This is a genomic window from Paenibacillus sp. 2TAB23, assembly GCF_052115165.1.
Lineage (GTDB): Bacteria > Bacillota > Bacilli > Paenibacillales > Paenibacillaceae > Pristimantibacillus.
Map to the genome: position 1 here is coordinate 447,163 of NZ_JBFRGD010000004.1, position 15,185 is coordinate 462,347.

The following is a 15,185-nucleotide window of genomic DNA, read 5'->3' on the forward strand; positions in this document are numbered from 1 at the left end:
ATATAAGGTTATGAAACATTCGTTTTCCGGCTTGCTTTGACATGCTTAAGCTGGGCAACAATGATGACGCTAATAATAACCAGAAGGAACCATGAGCTTATCTTGCTGAAACTTACCAGCTGCCAGGAATGGTACTGATCAGGATATTTCCACGCATTAAAGAATGTAGCAATATTTTCGGCTAACCAGATGAAAAAACCTACTATTACAAAAGCAAGCGTCAAAGGCATACGATAAGTAATGGTCCTGACCCGATAGATGATCCAGGTTTTCCAAAAAACAATGAGCACCAGAACTGTCAGCCACCAACGAAAATCAGGAATGAAATGGTGAGTGAAAAAGTTCAGATAAATGGCTCCGCCCAGCACCCCCGCTGAAAAAAGCCCCGGCCAGCCTGTTATGTCCATCTTCAGTCTTCGCCATATCTGGCACATGAAGCTTGCAACACTTGCATACATGAATCCGCTGTACAGCGGTACGCCAAACAATTTCGTGAAGCCGGGCTCGGGATACGACCAAGATCCCATTTTCACCTTATATATTTCCAGCAACAATCCTATAAGATGAAAAACACAGATTACTTTAATTTCATCTCGTGTTTCTAATCCGCTTCTGTACATGAGATACTGCACGGCAAGCAGTATTAAAAGTATGGCGTCATAACGGTAAACGAATGGAATCTCTATTGCGCTTGAAAGAGCTAATGTTCCAAATATCGCAACTGGAAATATGCAGCTCATCGCTTGATGATAGCCAAAATGAAGCAGTTGTATGATTGGTTTCATTGCTGTTATCTCCTCGCTGTGCAGCTTTAGACTTCTCAACCTTCTAAGTCGATTGTATAAGCTATTCTAACAACATACGCTTCTGCTCCCCCTTGTATCCTAACTTCAAAACAATCATATCGGTTCAATTGAATATTAAAAATAGAATTTTTTATTGCTTTTGTTTCTTATTTTCAATCTAGAAATATGGCTTCTTGTAACAAAAAAGAACAATGCCCTGAACAGTAACCCCATTGAAAGACATCTTTGAATCCATGTCCTTTATGATGGTTATCGTTCAAGTACACTGCTCTTTTGATTTTTGTTGGTCGATGTCCTGTCTTGAAAAGGTTTATTTATCCAAATCGATTAAAGCTTCGGATTATTTCCGATGCCTGATCTATCGTCTCCTTTATGATTGCAGCAGCAGATCGCTCTTTAGCTAGCCGAAGACCTTGTCCTGCCCATAGTGACATATATTCCGGATTATTCATTTGAGCCGCAGCCTGTCGTATATCCCTAGTCAATGCGTTCTGAATCGGATAGGCAGGAATTTGGCCTGAGTATTCACGAAAGTCATTCATAAGATTTGTGAGAATGCCCCTTGCGGCTTTACCTGAATATATATTCGTGATTTCAGTGGAGTCTTCGTTTGACAACCTAACCTTCCGTTTATACTCGGCATGCGCACCGCTCTCAAAACTCGCCAAAAAAGCGGTGCCCATTTGCACGGCAGAAGCCCCCAATGCAAGGCTAGCAACTAACCCGCGTCCGTCCATAATGCCGCCTGAAGCGATAACTGGAATCGAAACATGATCCAGCATTTGAGGAACGAGCGCCATCGTACCGATCATGGATTCGTCGGTGCTCTTCAAGAAATTCCCGCGATGTCCTCCTGCTTCGCTTCCCTGAGCCACGATTGCGTCTACCCCCGCAGCTTGCAAAAGCTTTCCTTCCTCAACCGTCGTTGCCGTACCGACGACGATAGTCCCGCTCTGTTTCATCGCTTCAATCACGTCTAGTGAAGGTATGCCAAAAGTAAAACTAAATAGCTTGACGTTTTCTTCCAAAATAGCTTGTACCTGCTCGTCGAAAGACTCTGCAAACTTCGGGATGATAGGGTTCGGAGCGATGCCAATCTCAGCACGAAACTTATTAAGATAATCGTTCATTCTGGCGATCGATTCTTCCGATGAATTCGATTGCTCGGGTACGAACAAATTAATGCCGAAGGGTCGATCTGTTCTCAGTTTTATTTCCTTGATCGCAAGTCGGATTTGTTCAGCCGTTAAATAACCGGCGCCTAGGTTCCCGAGTCCCCCGGCATTCGAAACGGAAGCAACTAGGTCCGGCGTTGTCGACCCACCTGCCATGGGAGCTTGGAATATCGGGTATTTAATGTTTAGTAACCGTGTTAATTCGGTTTCCATCTTCTTAGAACCTCCTGTTGATCTGGATACTTGCATCTTCATATATTCAAGGCTATGTTTTAAGTTTAGCAGTCTGGGATAGCTATTCAAGTCTCGGGCTCTTCATTCTCATTGTGCATGCTCTTTTTATTTGCAAACCATCTCCTTAGGCTCATCCATGCACATAGCAGCGGAATATATCCATACAATAGGATCCAACCGGACAAGGTCAATGCGGAATCCAACTTTTCTATCATCATCGGATTTTTCATGGGAAGCATTATGATAAATACAAGACCCCCGGTTATCCATAATGATGACCTCGATTTTATACCGATCGTTTTTTTTAGAATTCGGATTGCACCCCATAAGGCGACACAGCATGCGGAAATCATTACAAAAAACCAAATAAAAATATAAATATAATCAAATCGTTCAATGAAAGGGAAACGAATAATTTTGGACAGGATAAGCGTTGGCCAAATCGTATGCTGCAGTTCTTGAATATTAAAATAGGCAAAGCTAACAAACGCAATAATCAATGGAATAAGAGTGGAATGGGCAAGCGCTATATGAGCCCATTTCTTGGACTTTTCCTGGTTTTTAATAAAAGGATACAACAAAAGCAAAAACTCAACACCTAACATCGTGGATAAAGAATGATAGGCAGACTCTGCGAACTGATAGGCATTGTGATTAAACAGAGGGAGAAAGTTCGTCCAATGCGCTTGCTTTAGGGGGAAATACAGCGATGGGATCAACAGGCTAGGAATGATGACACAGATGAAACAAATACCCGTAATGACTCTCAAGCCTCCGGAAACGATGTAAGCGGCAACCAGCAGAAACATGACAGATAAGCTCCACAGCGGAGTATATGGAAACACCCATACATGTATGACTTCTATGTATGGCCTTAATTCATTTACGATAAATAAAAGGATATACCCATAGAACACAAATGTCATAGGGATACCCATCCATTTGCCGAATAACTGGTTATGTATAGAGATGATATCGCCTTCCGTTGAATGGGATAGCAAATAAAACATCATCGCAATAATCAAATGCAAGCTTATTCCCACTGCCGCAAAAGAAAATAAGGAGTCCATCTCGGCTCCATCTATAATACGGCTTTGGAAAATCAACAAGGTGCTTCCCATTTGTGTGCCGTGTATGAGGGTCCATAGCAGATATGGCGATACAGTTAAGCTTTCCTTCACTTGTTTTCCCACCGGATATCCCCCTGACGAAATTACTCCCCGATTCCGGATTTGCTTAGGCTCGTACGGAAATGAACATCGAATTTGATATTTTTGTATTCATTTGCATAGAACTTGTCCTCCGACCAGCTACGATGGCGAGTCCTCATCAAATCGCCGATTCCGAGCGGATCAACTTCCTCTTTCACGAATTTGTGCAGCAAGGCAAGGAGATGGCTTTGAAGCTGCGCCTCCAGCTGCTGCACTAATGAATGCGTGTTTTCCTCTACATCTAATGAAAACCAATCAGGATATTCATTTACCATTCCGCTCAATACAAACGAATAAGTCAATGTTGTTCCTTCTTGATTTTGGATGACCTTCCTATTCAGCTTGCCGGAATTGATTGTGAATATAGCTGGTGACTGGTTTGAGCCCTTTTTGATGACAAACGGAATATCCCCGCGCAAAGCTTTGCCTTGGAGGATTTTATAATAAACCATTTCTTTCGGATTCAAGACAAGCTTTAATCGATCACCCTTGAAAATCCCGTAACCGGAAATTTCAATCTGCTTTTTGGGGTTTAGTTTGAGATAGGGTACGGAAAAATCTCGTCCCGTTCCATAAAAATCAAACAGTACAGTTGACAGATTTGAATATGGAATCATTTTTTCCTTCATATTTTGTTCGATTAACTGATAAGGATAATTTTGACTCCCTTTCCCCGCTAGGCTTTCCGATACAGTGGCAAATGGTTTGTCAAAAACAGCCAGGATCACATAGTTGCTGATGACAGGGTCCCGACAGATCGTTTTAAGGAAATTAGTAATTCCTCCTTCGGCAACCTCCCTGCTGAAAGCTAGCATTTTCAGCTTCTCCATCCGGACCGGCTGTGCGGATTCGAAGGCCATCTCGTTGAAGATTTCCCTTGCTTGCTTCCCTTTACCGTTGAGCACCTTTATTTTCCCTTTATCCTCATAATCTGAATATAGAGCCGATCCTGTAAATCCGGAATCATTCTTGTCGATCCCAAGCACGGTTACGCTGCGTATATGGTCGACAACGCCATCACTGCCGCATCCCGTAAGAAAACACAGTCCAATAAAAGGAATCATCAGATTCTTAACGCTACTCATCGTTAATATCCTCCTTGTCTTCCTTTGTATGATACCTTGTAAGCACTTTAGGCTTTAAATATTTGCTTCTGCTTGTCATATAGGCATACGATGCGCGTATGATACTGTCTGAGAAGTTACCCGCTCGGAACGGGAATATCGGCACCAAATAAGGCGTCCCTAATGATTTCAGCCGCAATAAATGTCCAGTTAACAAAAGAAACCCAGCGGTAATGCCGAGTCCTCCCCACAAAGCAGCCAGCAAGATAAAAGGAAACCGTAAAAGCCTGATCGTATTCGCCATTTTGAAGATAGGTGTTGTAAATGAGGCTAACGCCGTTAATGCAACAATAATTAACAAAATATTGCTGGTCAGCGCTGCGTGAACCGTTGCCTGTCCGATTACGATACCACCTACGATGCCCAAAGTTTGTCCGATTTTCGTAGGAAGCCTCGCACCGGCCTCCCGCAGCAGCTCAATTGTGATTTCCAGAAAGATGGCTTCTATTACTGGAGGGAATGGTACATGGCTCCTAGACATGATCAACGGTTCAAGTAAGGCTTCAGGCAATACTGCGAAATGATAGGTTAAAATGGCAACATATAGAGGAGTAGCGAATACTGAGAAAAAAACACTCATTATCCGAATGATACGAAAGAAGGAACCTATGATCCAAGGAACATAATAATCCTCGGGTGATATAAAAAAGTCCAAAAAAGTGGACGGTCCGGTAATGACATAAGGAGAGCCGTCCGAGAAAACGGCGACTTGGCCGGACGAGATTGCATAAATTACGCGATCCACTCTCTCAGTGGATAGAAACAACGGAAATGGCGTATTGGTGTTGTCTGAAATGATTTGATCAAGAAACGAACTGTCATATATAATATCAATGTCAATCGCCTGAAGTCGCTGCCGTGCAGTCTGTACATGCTGATCGTTCGTGATGCCATCCAAATATACGATCATCACCTTAGTGTTGGACATAGACCCGACTGTTACTTCCTCAAATACTAACTCAGGCACCGCCATCTGCTGTCTAAGAAGGTGAATGTTGAGGTCAATATTTTCCACAAAGCCGACTTTTGGTCCGACGACGCTAAATTCATTTTCGGTATCATTGCTCAGGCGATGGCCACGTTCCGATATATTTACGTTTACTAGAATGAATGCATCATCCGTTTCGTTTAGCTGAATGAGCACATAACCTTTTATTAGTTTTTTCTCCACTTCTGCTGCATCATGGGTCACTTTTATTTCTTCAAAGGGGATTATATTTTTAATATCCTCAATGCCAATTATTTGTTCGATATTTTTTTGGATTTCCAAAACGAGGTAACGGTTTATTTTCAAATTGTCCACTAGCGTTTGAAAATAACTGATTTGAATTCGAACAGGAAAGTCGCCTTCAACCGGGGAAAATTGATGAAAATCACTAGACTTGCTTGCCAATTGAAAAACCTCGGCTATTGTTTTACGAGCATCTTTCATTTGATTAGTTGAATACTTCGCAGGTTCATTTTTCCGCTGCATCGTCTACTCCTTGCCTGCACCTGTAGTATGAGTTAACACCATTATGTTCGGTGATCCCCAAATCTATACATTTCCAGAGGTGCAGGGCATGAGTACAATTCAATTCCATTCATACATACTAGCTATTGTTCATACATGCATGGAGGGTGAGAAAATCAAATGTCGTTACGTCAAGAAAGCGGATCACATTTCCTTTTATTGCCTGGGACACAAATGTCCATTATTTCCATCAAGTTAGTGATCGTATAAGTACTTTGAATTTCAGAAGCGTTTTCTTGTGCATGCCTGTTAATCCAACATGTATCAATCCCTGATAGAATGCCGCCTTTGATATCCGTATTTAAAGAATCTCCTATAATGAGTGCTTCCTGTTTGTTAAAATCTTTAATATGATTCATAACATATTCGAAAAACTTTGGAGATGGCTTTTGGAATCCGATGCTTTGCGAATCGAAAATTTGCTCAAAAAAATTATACAAGCCTGATGACTTCAATCGACTGATCTGCGTTCGAGTGATGCCATTGGTGACAACAAATAACCTGTGTGATGCCGATAACCTTTGACAAACTTCCAAAGCTCCTTCAATCATAAGCTGGCTTCCACTGCCCAATAGCTCCCTGTACACATTTTCCCATTCCATGCCGTCTACGACTTTTCCAAGCTTTTGCATCGTTTCAGAAAATCTTTTGTTTAGCACATCACTCAAAATGATATTTCCATTTTCATATTCAGCCCATAATTGTTTGTTGACGGAACGATATACTTGAAATATTTCATCTGATAACAGATAGCCTTGTTGCTGAAACAGTTTGTTTAACGAATCCGTTTCATTTGCGCCAAAATCCAACAACGTATCATCTAAATCGAATAGCAGTATGTTATAGCTCATCTTAACTCTCCTAACGTTTTCATCGTCTTTCATCCGTATCATCATACTAACGTTAATATAACGCTATAAACTACGTCAATCCCCGAGCATCGTGGATGCACGGGGATTATTTACGTCATATGACATTGAAAAAAGCAGCTTTATTCCTTTTCTGGGAACATACCTGTCGAGATCGCAATTCGATTCCATGCATTGATGGTATTGATTGCCATTATGATTGTCACAAATTCTTCCTCATCTACATGTGCCCGAACTCTTTCATACAATTCCTGCGGCACGCCTTGCTCTGAAATACGGGTTACAGCTTCCGTAAGCTCAAGCACTGCTCTTTCTTTGTCGGTGTAAATAGGGGCTTCGCGCCATGCGCTAAGCAAATAAATCCGCTGCTCCGTCTCGCCCATATTCCGCGAATCCCGTGTATGCATATCCATACAGTAAGCACAGCCGTTTATTTGGGAAGCTCTAATCTTGATGAGTTCATATAGATTTGCATTCAATCCGCTTGTCTTAATAAACCCTTCCAGCTTCATCATCACTTGCAAAGCACCTGGGTTAGCACTTGTATGGTTTAATCGAAATTTCATCGTAATTTCCTCCATTATCGCTTTATTTTTACTTTTACCATAATCGTCGACAATATTTATCGCCGATTAATGTTATCCCCAATATAGACCTTAAAGGTAGGTCTGTCAACTCCGATTATGGATCATTTCGGCTTGAATACCTCAACACCCACATTTGACAAGGGTTTTAAATCCACCTAAGATGATTAATAGCAATCTTTTTATCCGGAAAGCAGGTGTGTGCATGCAGTATAGTATTGGCGTTGAATATGGCCTGCATTGCTTAGTATATTTAATTGATATTCCGAAAGATTCGACAATTGGGATTAAAGAGCTCTCCGCTTTTCAAGGTGTTTCGGAAACCTATCTTTCGAAAATTTTCGGGAAATTATCTAAAGCCGGTATCGTAAGCTCCATTCCTGGTGTAAAAGGCGGATATAAATTAGCAAAGCCTCCTGAGGACATTACGTTTTGGGATGTAGTTGAAGCTGTTGAAGGTGCTTCCCCCATTTTTCAATGCAAAAATATTAAAAATAACAGCTACCTTTGTCGCGATGAAGAATATGCAGCTTGCACGCAGGCTTCTTCCTGTGTGATTAACATAGTTATGCTGGATGCAGAGGCTAGCATGCGCAATCTTCTGCGTAACAAAACACTTACTTGGTTAAATGAAGAGCTTGATCGCGTATTAACTCCGCAATCACGCAAAGAAACCCGTGAATTCTTCGCAAACAGCAACCAGAATCATTAACTCCACATTCTGCGCTTTCATATTATGATACTATTCGTTTCCTGTTATCTTCTCCATTCCGTTCTTTTATCAGAAACTAAAAAACCACCCATTCGGGTGGTCTTGGCTCAGAGGAACCGTTTAAAATTCAGATTGGAAATTGGAAACATTGGCATTCCACCTGTTTAATTATAGGTCGTTATAGTCAATGGTCTTTATCGTTCCATCCTCGTTATAATGCAGCTCCGTATATTTCACACATCGTTTATGATTCACGCCTTCGGACAATGAGCTGTCGTGGTAGAACAGATACCATTTATCTTCGAATTCCAAAATCGAATGATGGGTTGTCCACCCGATAACCGGAGTTAGAATCGTTCCTTTAAATGTAAAAGGGCCAAGTGGATTCTGGCTGACTGCATAAACTAGCTTATGCGTCGTGCCCGTTGAATAAGACAAATAATACCAGCCGTTATGCTTGTGTACCCATGGTCCTTCAAAGTATCGGCGATCCTCGTCGCCAGCTGTAATCGGATGGCCGTTCTCATCGATAATCGAAATTTCCTGAGGAGCGCCCTCGATGGACAGCATATCGTCACTCAGCAACGCAACCCGAGGTCCAAGCGCTGGCGTTTCCGACTCTGGTCCTGTTTCATCTGGTTTGAAGATGCCTGTCTGCCACTTTTCCAACTGACCTCCCCATAGGCCTCCGAAATATATGAATGCCTGATTGTCATCATCCATGAACACAGCAGGATCGATGCTGAAGCTGCCCTCCATGTAAGTAGGCTCCGGAGTAAACGGTCCAGCTGGAGAAGCGCTTGTCGCTACGCCAATTCTGAATATACCGTCATGATCGCGGGCAGGGTAATATAAGAAGTATGTTTCGTTTTTATAGGCAGCATCTGGTGCCCATAGCTGCTTGGAAGCCCAAGGAATATCCTTCAAATGCATGACTACACCATGATCAACGACCGGAGAATCGAAATTATCGATGGATAATACATGATAGTCCTCCATCGCATATTGATCACCATTGTCATTGTTAGGACCATCGTGGTCGAGATCATGTGATGGGTAAATATAAATTTTACCCTCGAATACATGCGCGGAGGGATCCGCCGTATAAATATTAGTGACAAGCGACTTGTTAGGTGATGGTTTATTATTCATTTGAAATCTCCTTTTTCGATAGAAGTTAACGAATAAATAAAGTGTAGTGCTTGTCAAAGCCGAAGACAACCCATCATTCCATAGTTAAACACAGAAAAACTATAGATTTTGGACTAGCACTCCTATCCCATTCTACATCCAACCGTTGTAGCGGAATTTTCAATTCAACAAGCATTCAATGCTCAATTCCAAAATATGTGGACAAAGCTGATTTAAATTCATCGTCTGTCTTCGGCGTGAAAGTACTTACACCGGCAGAGGTAAACATGCGGAACTCACGGTCGGAAACCGTACGTCGTCCATCAGGCGTACGCATTGCAACGATCGGGTATTTGTTAAAAATAGAATCAGCGGCATTTTCACACCAAAAACTCGCAAATAAATAGTCTTTCGGCAGCTGCGGCTCCTCTGTGAAGGAGTAAATGCGATTCCATCCATTTTTTTTCTGCTCACAAAGCACCCAGCCAAAATGGTCATCCTTTTCGAGCCGGAAGTAGTCTTTGCCTTGCTGCTGTACTACCCCTTCATTTAATGATAGAGGTCTGCACGGTACGATCCCACCTACACCAACATCGCACAGGTAGTCGTTGCCTTCAGCTTCTACGATGAGGACATGATGTCGCCTTTTAGGCGGGAGCTGCTGCTCGTCTCGCCAGAACCTAGAAACTAAATCCGTTACTTTATAACCTAGCTCACGCAGCAGCCATCCGAATAATGCATTTAACTCGAAACAGTATCCCCCGCGCCGACTCACTACAATTTTCTGGTACAGATCCTGTGGATCAAGTGATAAAGGCTTGCGTGCCAGAATATCCAAATTCTCATAGGGAACCGTGTACAAATGTCGTTCTTGCAAGTCTGCCAGCGTCTTTGCGCTGCCATCCAGCGCTCCTTTAAAACCGATGCGATCCAAATAGTTCTGTATGGAATGCTGAATATGAGTCACCATAAAAACACCGTCCTTTGGAAAATTACTTGCTCTAACTGCAATCCCATTCCGCAGCCATATCCAATTCAACAACAATTAGGTCTATTTGATGTTAACACCTCTATGGAAGTTACTGCTATACAAAAATAAAAGAACGTGGATACATGATTCGTACTGCTGAGAGTTACCAATAAACAACTTAAAGTGCCCGCTAACCATCCGGTCAGCGGGCATCTTTATTGTACTCACGTGAATTGGACTAGAATTAAATTAACTTTACGCAACGGTATTACTAGTAATCTAATACTAGTGCGCTGGCAGTAATAATGGCTTCTGCGTCTTTGGCGCGTGCTTTATAATTGGCCTGTGACAATGGAGTGCAATTCCTTCGTGCCGAATGCTCCTGGGGTGAGAGCATTCTGATCGAGCCAATAGCTGATACGAAAATGTGTGCCGTCCTTAAGTGTTATTCTTATGAATACTTTATTTTTGTCCGATAGCTGGTCCCCACTGCTGTACACTTTTTCGAAACCAACATATTCTAAAGCGAGAAATTGCTTGATAAAGCTCTGCGCTGCCACATCTGAAAAGTCATGTAACAAGGATCCATCTTGTGTGCTTTCAAAGCTCACTTTTTCCAGTCTGCCTTCTATATCATATAAATCGGAAATAAACTTTGCTTTCGGGTTTTCACTTACTTCGTAAAGCTTACCTGCAGCAATAAGGCGATAGGTGGGATCATAGCCTTCGACCTCATATAATTCCGTACCTGTTGGCAATAAAGTCGCATCCCCATCTTTTGTCTTATAATCAGAGCAAGCGTGGTCAGACATCATATATACAGTGCTGCCTAATTTGTTTCCATGCTTAAGCTTTGAAAGATCCGCGTCATCATTCCGGGAATATTGGACGCCACCCCATTGCAATACATCTGCCCAATCAATAATGGCGTCCGGGCAATTTCTAATCGCAGGAATCTCCTTGCTGTCCTTCTCATCGCTCACCTGAATTTCGCTACCTCTATTATCGCCGTTCTGGCCGATAAAAATTTTCCATATGGAATCAGCAGCATCATAATGGACGTCCTTAATAATCGGGATTTCCCAGCTCCCATCGGTTAGAGAAGTTAGCGCTTGGAGGATAGCCTCTGCTTCGCTCATCCTTGCTCCTTCAGGCTTCAGACCAGACTTGACGACTAGGTGCTCTGCTTCTCCCTGTTGAGGATAAGAATCCATTAATTCGCCATACTTGATCCATATTTTCACTTGCTGACCGATCTCCACATTAGCAGTCACATCAGAAAACCATATCGCTGAATAGGAGTCATTCATTCCGCCATTTACACTATCATCTGTGCTGTGACGCCCGACGACGAGAATCCTACTGTTCTCTTTTTTTACGATATATCCTTCAATTGCATCCTCGTTTGACAGCTTCGATTCGTCAATGCCAGAAGGCATTGACACAGCATCAAGTGTCGGCTTCGGACTAACGCTCGATTCAGAATCGACAGGAGCTGATTTTGGATTCGAACCGCATCCGGACAAACACATGAGCATAACAAACAAACATTTAATAAAAATCATATGCTTTGCATTCATTATAAAGTTCCCCTCGCAGCAACGTTTTCTACTTAGACGACGAAGACAGAGACATTGTTGCATGAATTAACCTGTGTTATAGACTGCTTTCCAAGTGACCGGATAGCTTGCGGAATACGTCATAGCTATTGTTCGCGCATCCCGAAATTAAAATAGGATCGAATACAAAAAAACCACCTATAAAGGTGGTCTAAACTTATGTCGAGTACGATTGGGTTACGGTCAATCATGTTCATTGATCAAGCAGTCCAAATAGGATAACCATCTAAAACCTCACCAAAACCAGTAAATAAACTAATAATCCCAATGCCATACAGGCCGCAAATTTATAATTCGGCTTTGCCACCTCGAATACCGACTTCTTGAGCAATCCAGCCAGCAAATTGTTTACGGCTGATGCCGGCGATACAGGATTAGACAATGCCCAGCTTCCAAGCAGCAGCACCGCGAAATAGATGGGGCTAATCTGAACATCCAAAGGATCAATGCTTCCGGCAAGTATGGTCACAGGCACGATTGGATGAAGGCCTATGAAAGAGGTACCCGCAATTAATGCCACTGTAAAAATCGAGAATGTGAACGATACTAGCAGCGGAATGTGCTCCAGCAAGCTCGGAATAACCTCTCCAAACCTCGTTACGCCGATTGACCCGCTGAAGAAGCCAGCGGCTAGAAACAGCGTGATTTCTTTCCGCAAAGCAGGTAAAGTGACCGTCACATGATTTTTAAATCCTTCTTTGTATACGGTCATTTCACCCTGAACAAAGCACCACAACAGCGGATAAGATAGTGCGGCCAAACAGATTAATAAGACCATTGGCAGATCAATCATACGCTCCATAGCTAAGATGACAATAATAGCCGCTATCAAATAAATGCCGAGTCCGAACGGAAAAACCGCTCTCTCCTTGTTTCCCACATCCTGACTAGATTCCTCTAGATCACCATGAAGCAATTCCCGATAATCAACCAACCAGCTTACAACAAGGCTTAGGATCGCCAACCCAAGCATATAAGGCAGTACGGATGACCATGGAAGTCCTAGCGCTGAGGTCACAAGAGTCATCGCAGCAAAATACGGGGACCATAGTATCGCTCCAGCAAAACCGCGGTTTAGCGCATTTGCAAGCAGCAGATTCATGCCCGGCTGTGGCTTTACATAGACCATTTGATAAACAACTGGAATCGATCCGACGTTGATAAACACACCCATGAGTTGGGTAAGAACCTGTGTTCCTAGAAATAAAGCGGACTTGCTTCGCAGGTTAACTTCATAAAACTTCTTCAAGGCTTCAACGTATGCTGGAAGGCGGACCGGAATCCCGAATAATGGCGCGAAAAGGAACAATGTAACGATAGTCACGTTTATTCCAGCCGATTCAAACCATATTCTAGCATCTGCTTTCTGAAGCCATAAAAGCACGGCTCCAGTAACCATGAAGGAAAGCGTTAGCCATAACGTCATTCCCTTAAGCTTCGGCAGCAGCAAAACGATTGCAACAAACACTAAGCCTCCCAGAAGATAGATCAGCAGCTCGAATTGAGTCAATTGCAGAGCAATATATACCGCAGCAATAGAGAATATAAGCGTTCTCTCCATTGCCGTTTTAACTGCGGGTGCCATCTGATCCATCCTCTTTTCCCATCTTAATTAAATTGCCAGCAGCTTAAGCTCAGGTTGCCGTATTGATAGCTGCGGTGAAGGAGCGTCGCTTTACGATTGGTATCCCCCGTCCCCATAGCAAGCAGCAGTGGAATAAAATGTTCATTCGTTGGTACGGCCTCTTGGGCAAATGGTGCACGTTCACGATATTGGAATAATGCTTGTGTATCCCATGATTCAAGCTTGCTTTGCAGCCACTTGTCGAACTGCTCTGCCCAATCCTCATTAGCTTCAGATTGCCAGTTCAATTTCCTTAAATTATGGACGGTACCTCCGCTTCCAATGATAAGTATATCCTGCTCGCGGAGTTCAGCCAATGCTTTTCCGATCCGGTACTGCTCCTCATTAGGCAGATTACGATTTACTGATAGTGCAATGACCGGAATATCTGCATCCGGATAAAGCAGCTTAAGTACGGCCCAAGCGCCGTGATCCAAACCTCTTTTTTCATCCAGGACGCTCTTGACGCCTTGCTTTGCAAATAATGATTGAATCTGTTCAGCTAGTGAGCGATCGCTTTTTGCAGGATAGGTCATCTTGTAAAGTTCATCTTGAAACCCGCCAAAATCATAAATAGTTTCATAGGACTCAGCAGCGCTTACCGTCTGCACCGTCTCTTCCCAGTGAGCGGAAAAGAGTACGATCGCTTTTGGCTTTGGCATATGATTCTTAAACGTTTTAAGCAGATCTGTATAACGGTTATCCTCAAGCACGATTGACGGGGCGCCATGCGCGAAAAAATAGGAAGGCATCATATGTCTTCACTCCTTATTGGTGTTTATTTGTGCATCTTTCTTAAGCCAATTCATAAAATCAAGTTGGTTCTCTTCCGATACGCCGTGGTCGGTCGGATATATTTTGAAGAACAAGTGATTCATCTGATCCTTCATATATGCGGCGGTTTCATGGCCAATCCGTACCGGAAATACCGAATCATATTCACCATGTGAAATGAATCCCGCAACATTTTTCATGCTTCGAATGGGGTACTCCGTCTTCACAAAGTCAGGAATGTATCCGTTTAGTGCAACGATTCCCTTTAACCTTTCACCCATTACTAATGCTAGTGTCATAGATAGAATAGCGCCTTGACTAAAACCGAGCAAATACCTTTTCGCTGGATCAATCGGATACATATCTGTCGCATAATGAATGAATGCTTCAAGCTCAGTGACCGCTTCATCAAACATTTCCCGAATCGGATTACCCAAGCTTTTCAAATCGTAATACTGATATCCAGCGCCAAGCGGCAAATTGCCGCGTATGCCAATGATGATGAAATCTTCGGCTAGCGGAGCAACAAGACCGAACATATTTGTTTCATTCGAGCCCTTGCCATGCAAGGTGAATACGGTTGGATAGGTCTTGCCAGGTACGAGGTTAGCGGGCATGTGAACCTCATATTGATATTTCGGAATCATACGAACTCTCCTTGTTTGATAAGCTATGCCGTACGTTTTTTTCATATGACGAATTGTAATATGAAGTGCGACAGCTAGAAGAACAAAGAAGCCCATGAGTGGATTCGTGTAAAATGGAAGTTACCACACAACCATCAATTACAGGAGAACCCAACATGAGCTACTCCCATCTTAACATAATTGAACGAGGGC

General features: G+C 42.8%; 14 protein-coding genes. 1 reads left to right on the top strand and 13 read right to left on the bottom strand.

What is annotated here, in order from left to right; genetic code table 11:
• Positions 1-8: 8 nt before the first annotated feature.
• From AB4Z29_RS09430 to AB4Z29_RS09460, 7 genes are all read right to left on the bottom strand, one after another.
• A complete protein-coding gene (locus AB4Z29_RS09430) occupies positions 9-785 on the bottom strand; it encodes a DUF817 domain-containing protein (RefSeq protein ID WP_441942793.1) in 777 nt (258 codons plus the stop codon).
• 335 nt (positions 786-1,120) lie between these two features.
• Positions 1,121-2,194, bottom strand: a complete 1,074-nt coding sequence (locus AB4Z29_RS09435) for an NAD(P)H-dependent flavin oxidoreductase (RefSeq protein WP_441942794.1) — start codon at positions 2,192-2,194, stop codon at positions 1,121-1,123.
• A gap of 86 nt (positions 2,195-2,280) precedes the next feature.
• On the bottom strand, positions 2,281-3,408 hold the full coding sequence (locus AB4Z29_RS09440; protein WP_441942795.1) for a GerAB/ArcD/ProY family transporter: 1,128 nt from the start codon (positions 3,406-3,408) through the stop codon (positions 2,281-2,283).
• A 20-nt stretch (positions 3,409-3,428) separates the two neighbouring features.
• Positions 3,429-4,511, bottom strand: a complete 1,083-nt coding sequence (locus AB4Z29_RS09445) for a Ger(x)C family spore germination protein (protein ID WP_441942796.1) — start codon at positions 4,509-4,511, stop codon at positions 3,429-3,431.
• On the bottom strand, positions 4,504-6,024 hold the full coding sequence (locus tag AB4Z29_RS09450) for a spore germination protein (protein ID WP_441942797.1): 1,521 nt from the start codon (positions 6,022-6,024) through the stop codon (positions 4,504-4,506). The genes AB4Z29_RS09445 and AB4Z29_RS09450 overlap by 8 nt, the downstream gene beginning before the upstream one ends.
• A gap of 170 nt (positions 6,025-6,194) precedes the next feature.
• Positions 6,195-6,914: a YjjG family noncanonical pyrimidine nucleotidase gene (locus tag AB4Z29_RS09455; RefSeq protein WP_441942798.1), complete on the bottom strand. Its 720-nt coding sequence runs from the start codon at positions 6,912-6,914 to the stop codon at positions 6,195-6,197.
• Positions 6,915-7,054: 140 nt separating this feature from the next.
• On the bottom strand, positions 7,055-7,498 hold the full coding sequence (locus AB4Z29_RS09460) for a carboxymuconolactone decarboxylase family protein (protein WP_441942799.1): 444 nt from the start codon (positions 7,496-7,498) through the stop codon (positions 7,055-7,057).
• A gap of 223 nt (positions 7,499-7,721) precedes the next feature.
• Between AB4Z29_RS09460 and AB4Z29_RS09465 the strand changes: the two genes are divergently transcribed.
• Complete coding sequence (locus AB4Z29_RS09465) at positions 7,722-8,228, top strand: Rrf2 family transcriptional regulator (RefSeq protein ID WP_441942800.1); 507 nt, start codon at positions 7,722-7,724, stop codon at positions 8,226-8,228.
• 168 nt (positions 8,229-8,396) lie between these two features.
• Here the strand turns inward: AB4Z29_RS09465 and AB4Z29_RS09470 are convergent, their stop codons facing one another.
• From AB4Z29_RS09470 to AB4Z29_RS09495, 6 genes are all read right to left on the bottom strand, one after another.
• Positions 8,397-9,380 (bottom strand): glycoside hydrolase family 43 protein, encoded by a 984-nt coding sequence (locus tag AB4Z29_RS09470; protein WP_441942801.1) that lies wholly within the window; start codon positions 9,378-9,380, stop codon positions 8,397-8,399.
• A gap of 175 nt (positions 9,381-9,555) precedes the next feature.
• A complete protein-coding gene (locus AB4Z29_RS09475) occupies positions 9,556-10,329 on the bottom strand; it encodes an arylamine N-acetyltransferase family protein (protein ID WP_441942802.1) in 774 nt (257 codons plus the stop codon).
• A gap of 332 nt (positions 10,330-10,661) precedes the next feature.
• Complete coding sequence (locus AB4Z29_RS09480) at positions 10,662-11,909, bottom strand: YobA family protein (protein WP_441942803.1); 1,248 nt, start codon at positions 11,907-11,909, stop codon at positions 10,662-10,664.
• 265 nt (positions 11,910-12,174) lie between these two features.
• Positions 12,175-13,533 (bottom strand): hypothetical protein, encoded by a 1,359-nt coding sequence (locus AB4Z29_RS09485; protein WP_441942804.1) that lies wholly within the window; start codon positions 13,531-13,533, stop codon positions 12,175-12,177.
• 23 nt (positions 13,534-13,556) lie between these two features.
• The gene (locus AB4Z29_RS09490) at positions 13,557-14,327 is read right to left on the bottom strand and encodes a dioxygenase family protein (RefSeq protein ID WP_441942805.1); all 771 of its coding nucleotides are present in this window, start codon (positions 14,325-14,327) and stop codon (positions 13,557-13,559) included.
• Between the two features lie 6 nt (positions 14,328-14,333).
• The gene (locus tag AB4Z29_RS09495; RefSeq protein WP_441942806.1) at positions 14,334-14,993 is read right to left on the bottom strand and encodes an alpha/beta hydrolase; all 660 of its coding nucleotides are present in this window, start codon (positions 14,991-14,993) and stop codon (positions 14,334-14,336) included.
• Positions 14,994-15,185 lie beyond the last annotated feature (192 nt).

Bases quoted from the DNA above. Each gene is read 5' to 3' on its own strand.
- AB4Z29_RS09430 (WP_441942793.1), bottom strand. From the start codon at position 785: ATGAAACCAATCATACAACTGCTTCATTTTGGCTATCATCAAGCGATG.
- AB4Z29_RS09480 (WP_441942803.1), bottom strand. From the start codon at position 11,909: ATGAATGCAAAGCATATGATTTTTATTAAATGTTTGTTTGTTATGCTC.
- AB4Z29_RS09450 (WP_441942797.1), bottom strand. From the start codon at position 6,024: ATGCAGCGGAAAAATGAACCTGCGAAGTATTCAACTAATCAAATGAAA.
- AB4Z29_RS09465 (WP_441942800.1), top strand. From the start codon at position 7,722: ATGCAGTATAGTATTGGCGTTGAATATGGCCTGCATTGCTTAGTATAT.
- AB4Z29_RS09495 (WP_441942806.1), bottom strand. From the start codon at position 14,993: ATGATTCCGAAATATCAATATGAGGTTCACATGCCCGCTAACCTCGTA.
- AB4Z29_RS09455 (WP_441942798.1), bottom strand. From the start codon at position 6,914: ATGAGCTATAACATACTGCTATTCGATTTAGATGATACGTTGTTGGAT.
- AB4Z29_RS09435 (WP_441942794.1), bottom strand. From the start codon at position 2,194: ATGGAAACCGAATTAACACGGTTACTAAACATTAAATACCCGATATTC.
- AB4Z29_RS09445 (WP_441942796.1), bottom strand. From the start codon at position 4,511: ATGAGTAGCGTTAAGAATCTGATGATTCCTTTTATTGGACTGTGTTTT.
- AB4Z29_RS09460 (WP_441942799.1), bottom strand. From the start codon at position 7,498: ATGAAATTTCGATTAAACCATACAAGTGCTAACCCAGGTGCTTTGCAA.
- AB4Z29_RS09470 (WP_441942801.1), bottom strand. From the start codon at position 9,380: ATGAATAATAAACCATCACCTAACAAGTCGCTTGTCACTAATATTTAT.
- AB4Z29_RS09485 (WP_441942804.1), bottom strand. From the start codon at position 13,533: ATGGCACCCGCAGTTAAAACGGCAATGGAGAGAACGCTTATATTCTCT.
- AB4Z29_RS09475 (WP_441942802.1), bottom strand. From the start codon at position 10,329: ATGGTGACTCATATTCAGCATTCCATACAGAACTATTTGGATCGCATC.
- AB4Z29_RS09490 (WP_441942805.1), bottom strand. From the start codon at position 14,327: ATGATGCCTTCCTATTTTTTCGCGCATGGCGCCCCGTCAATCGTGCTT.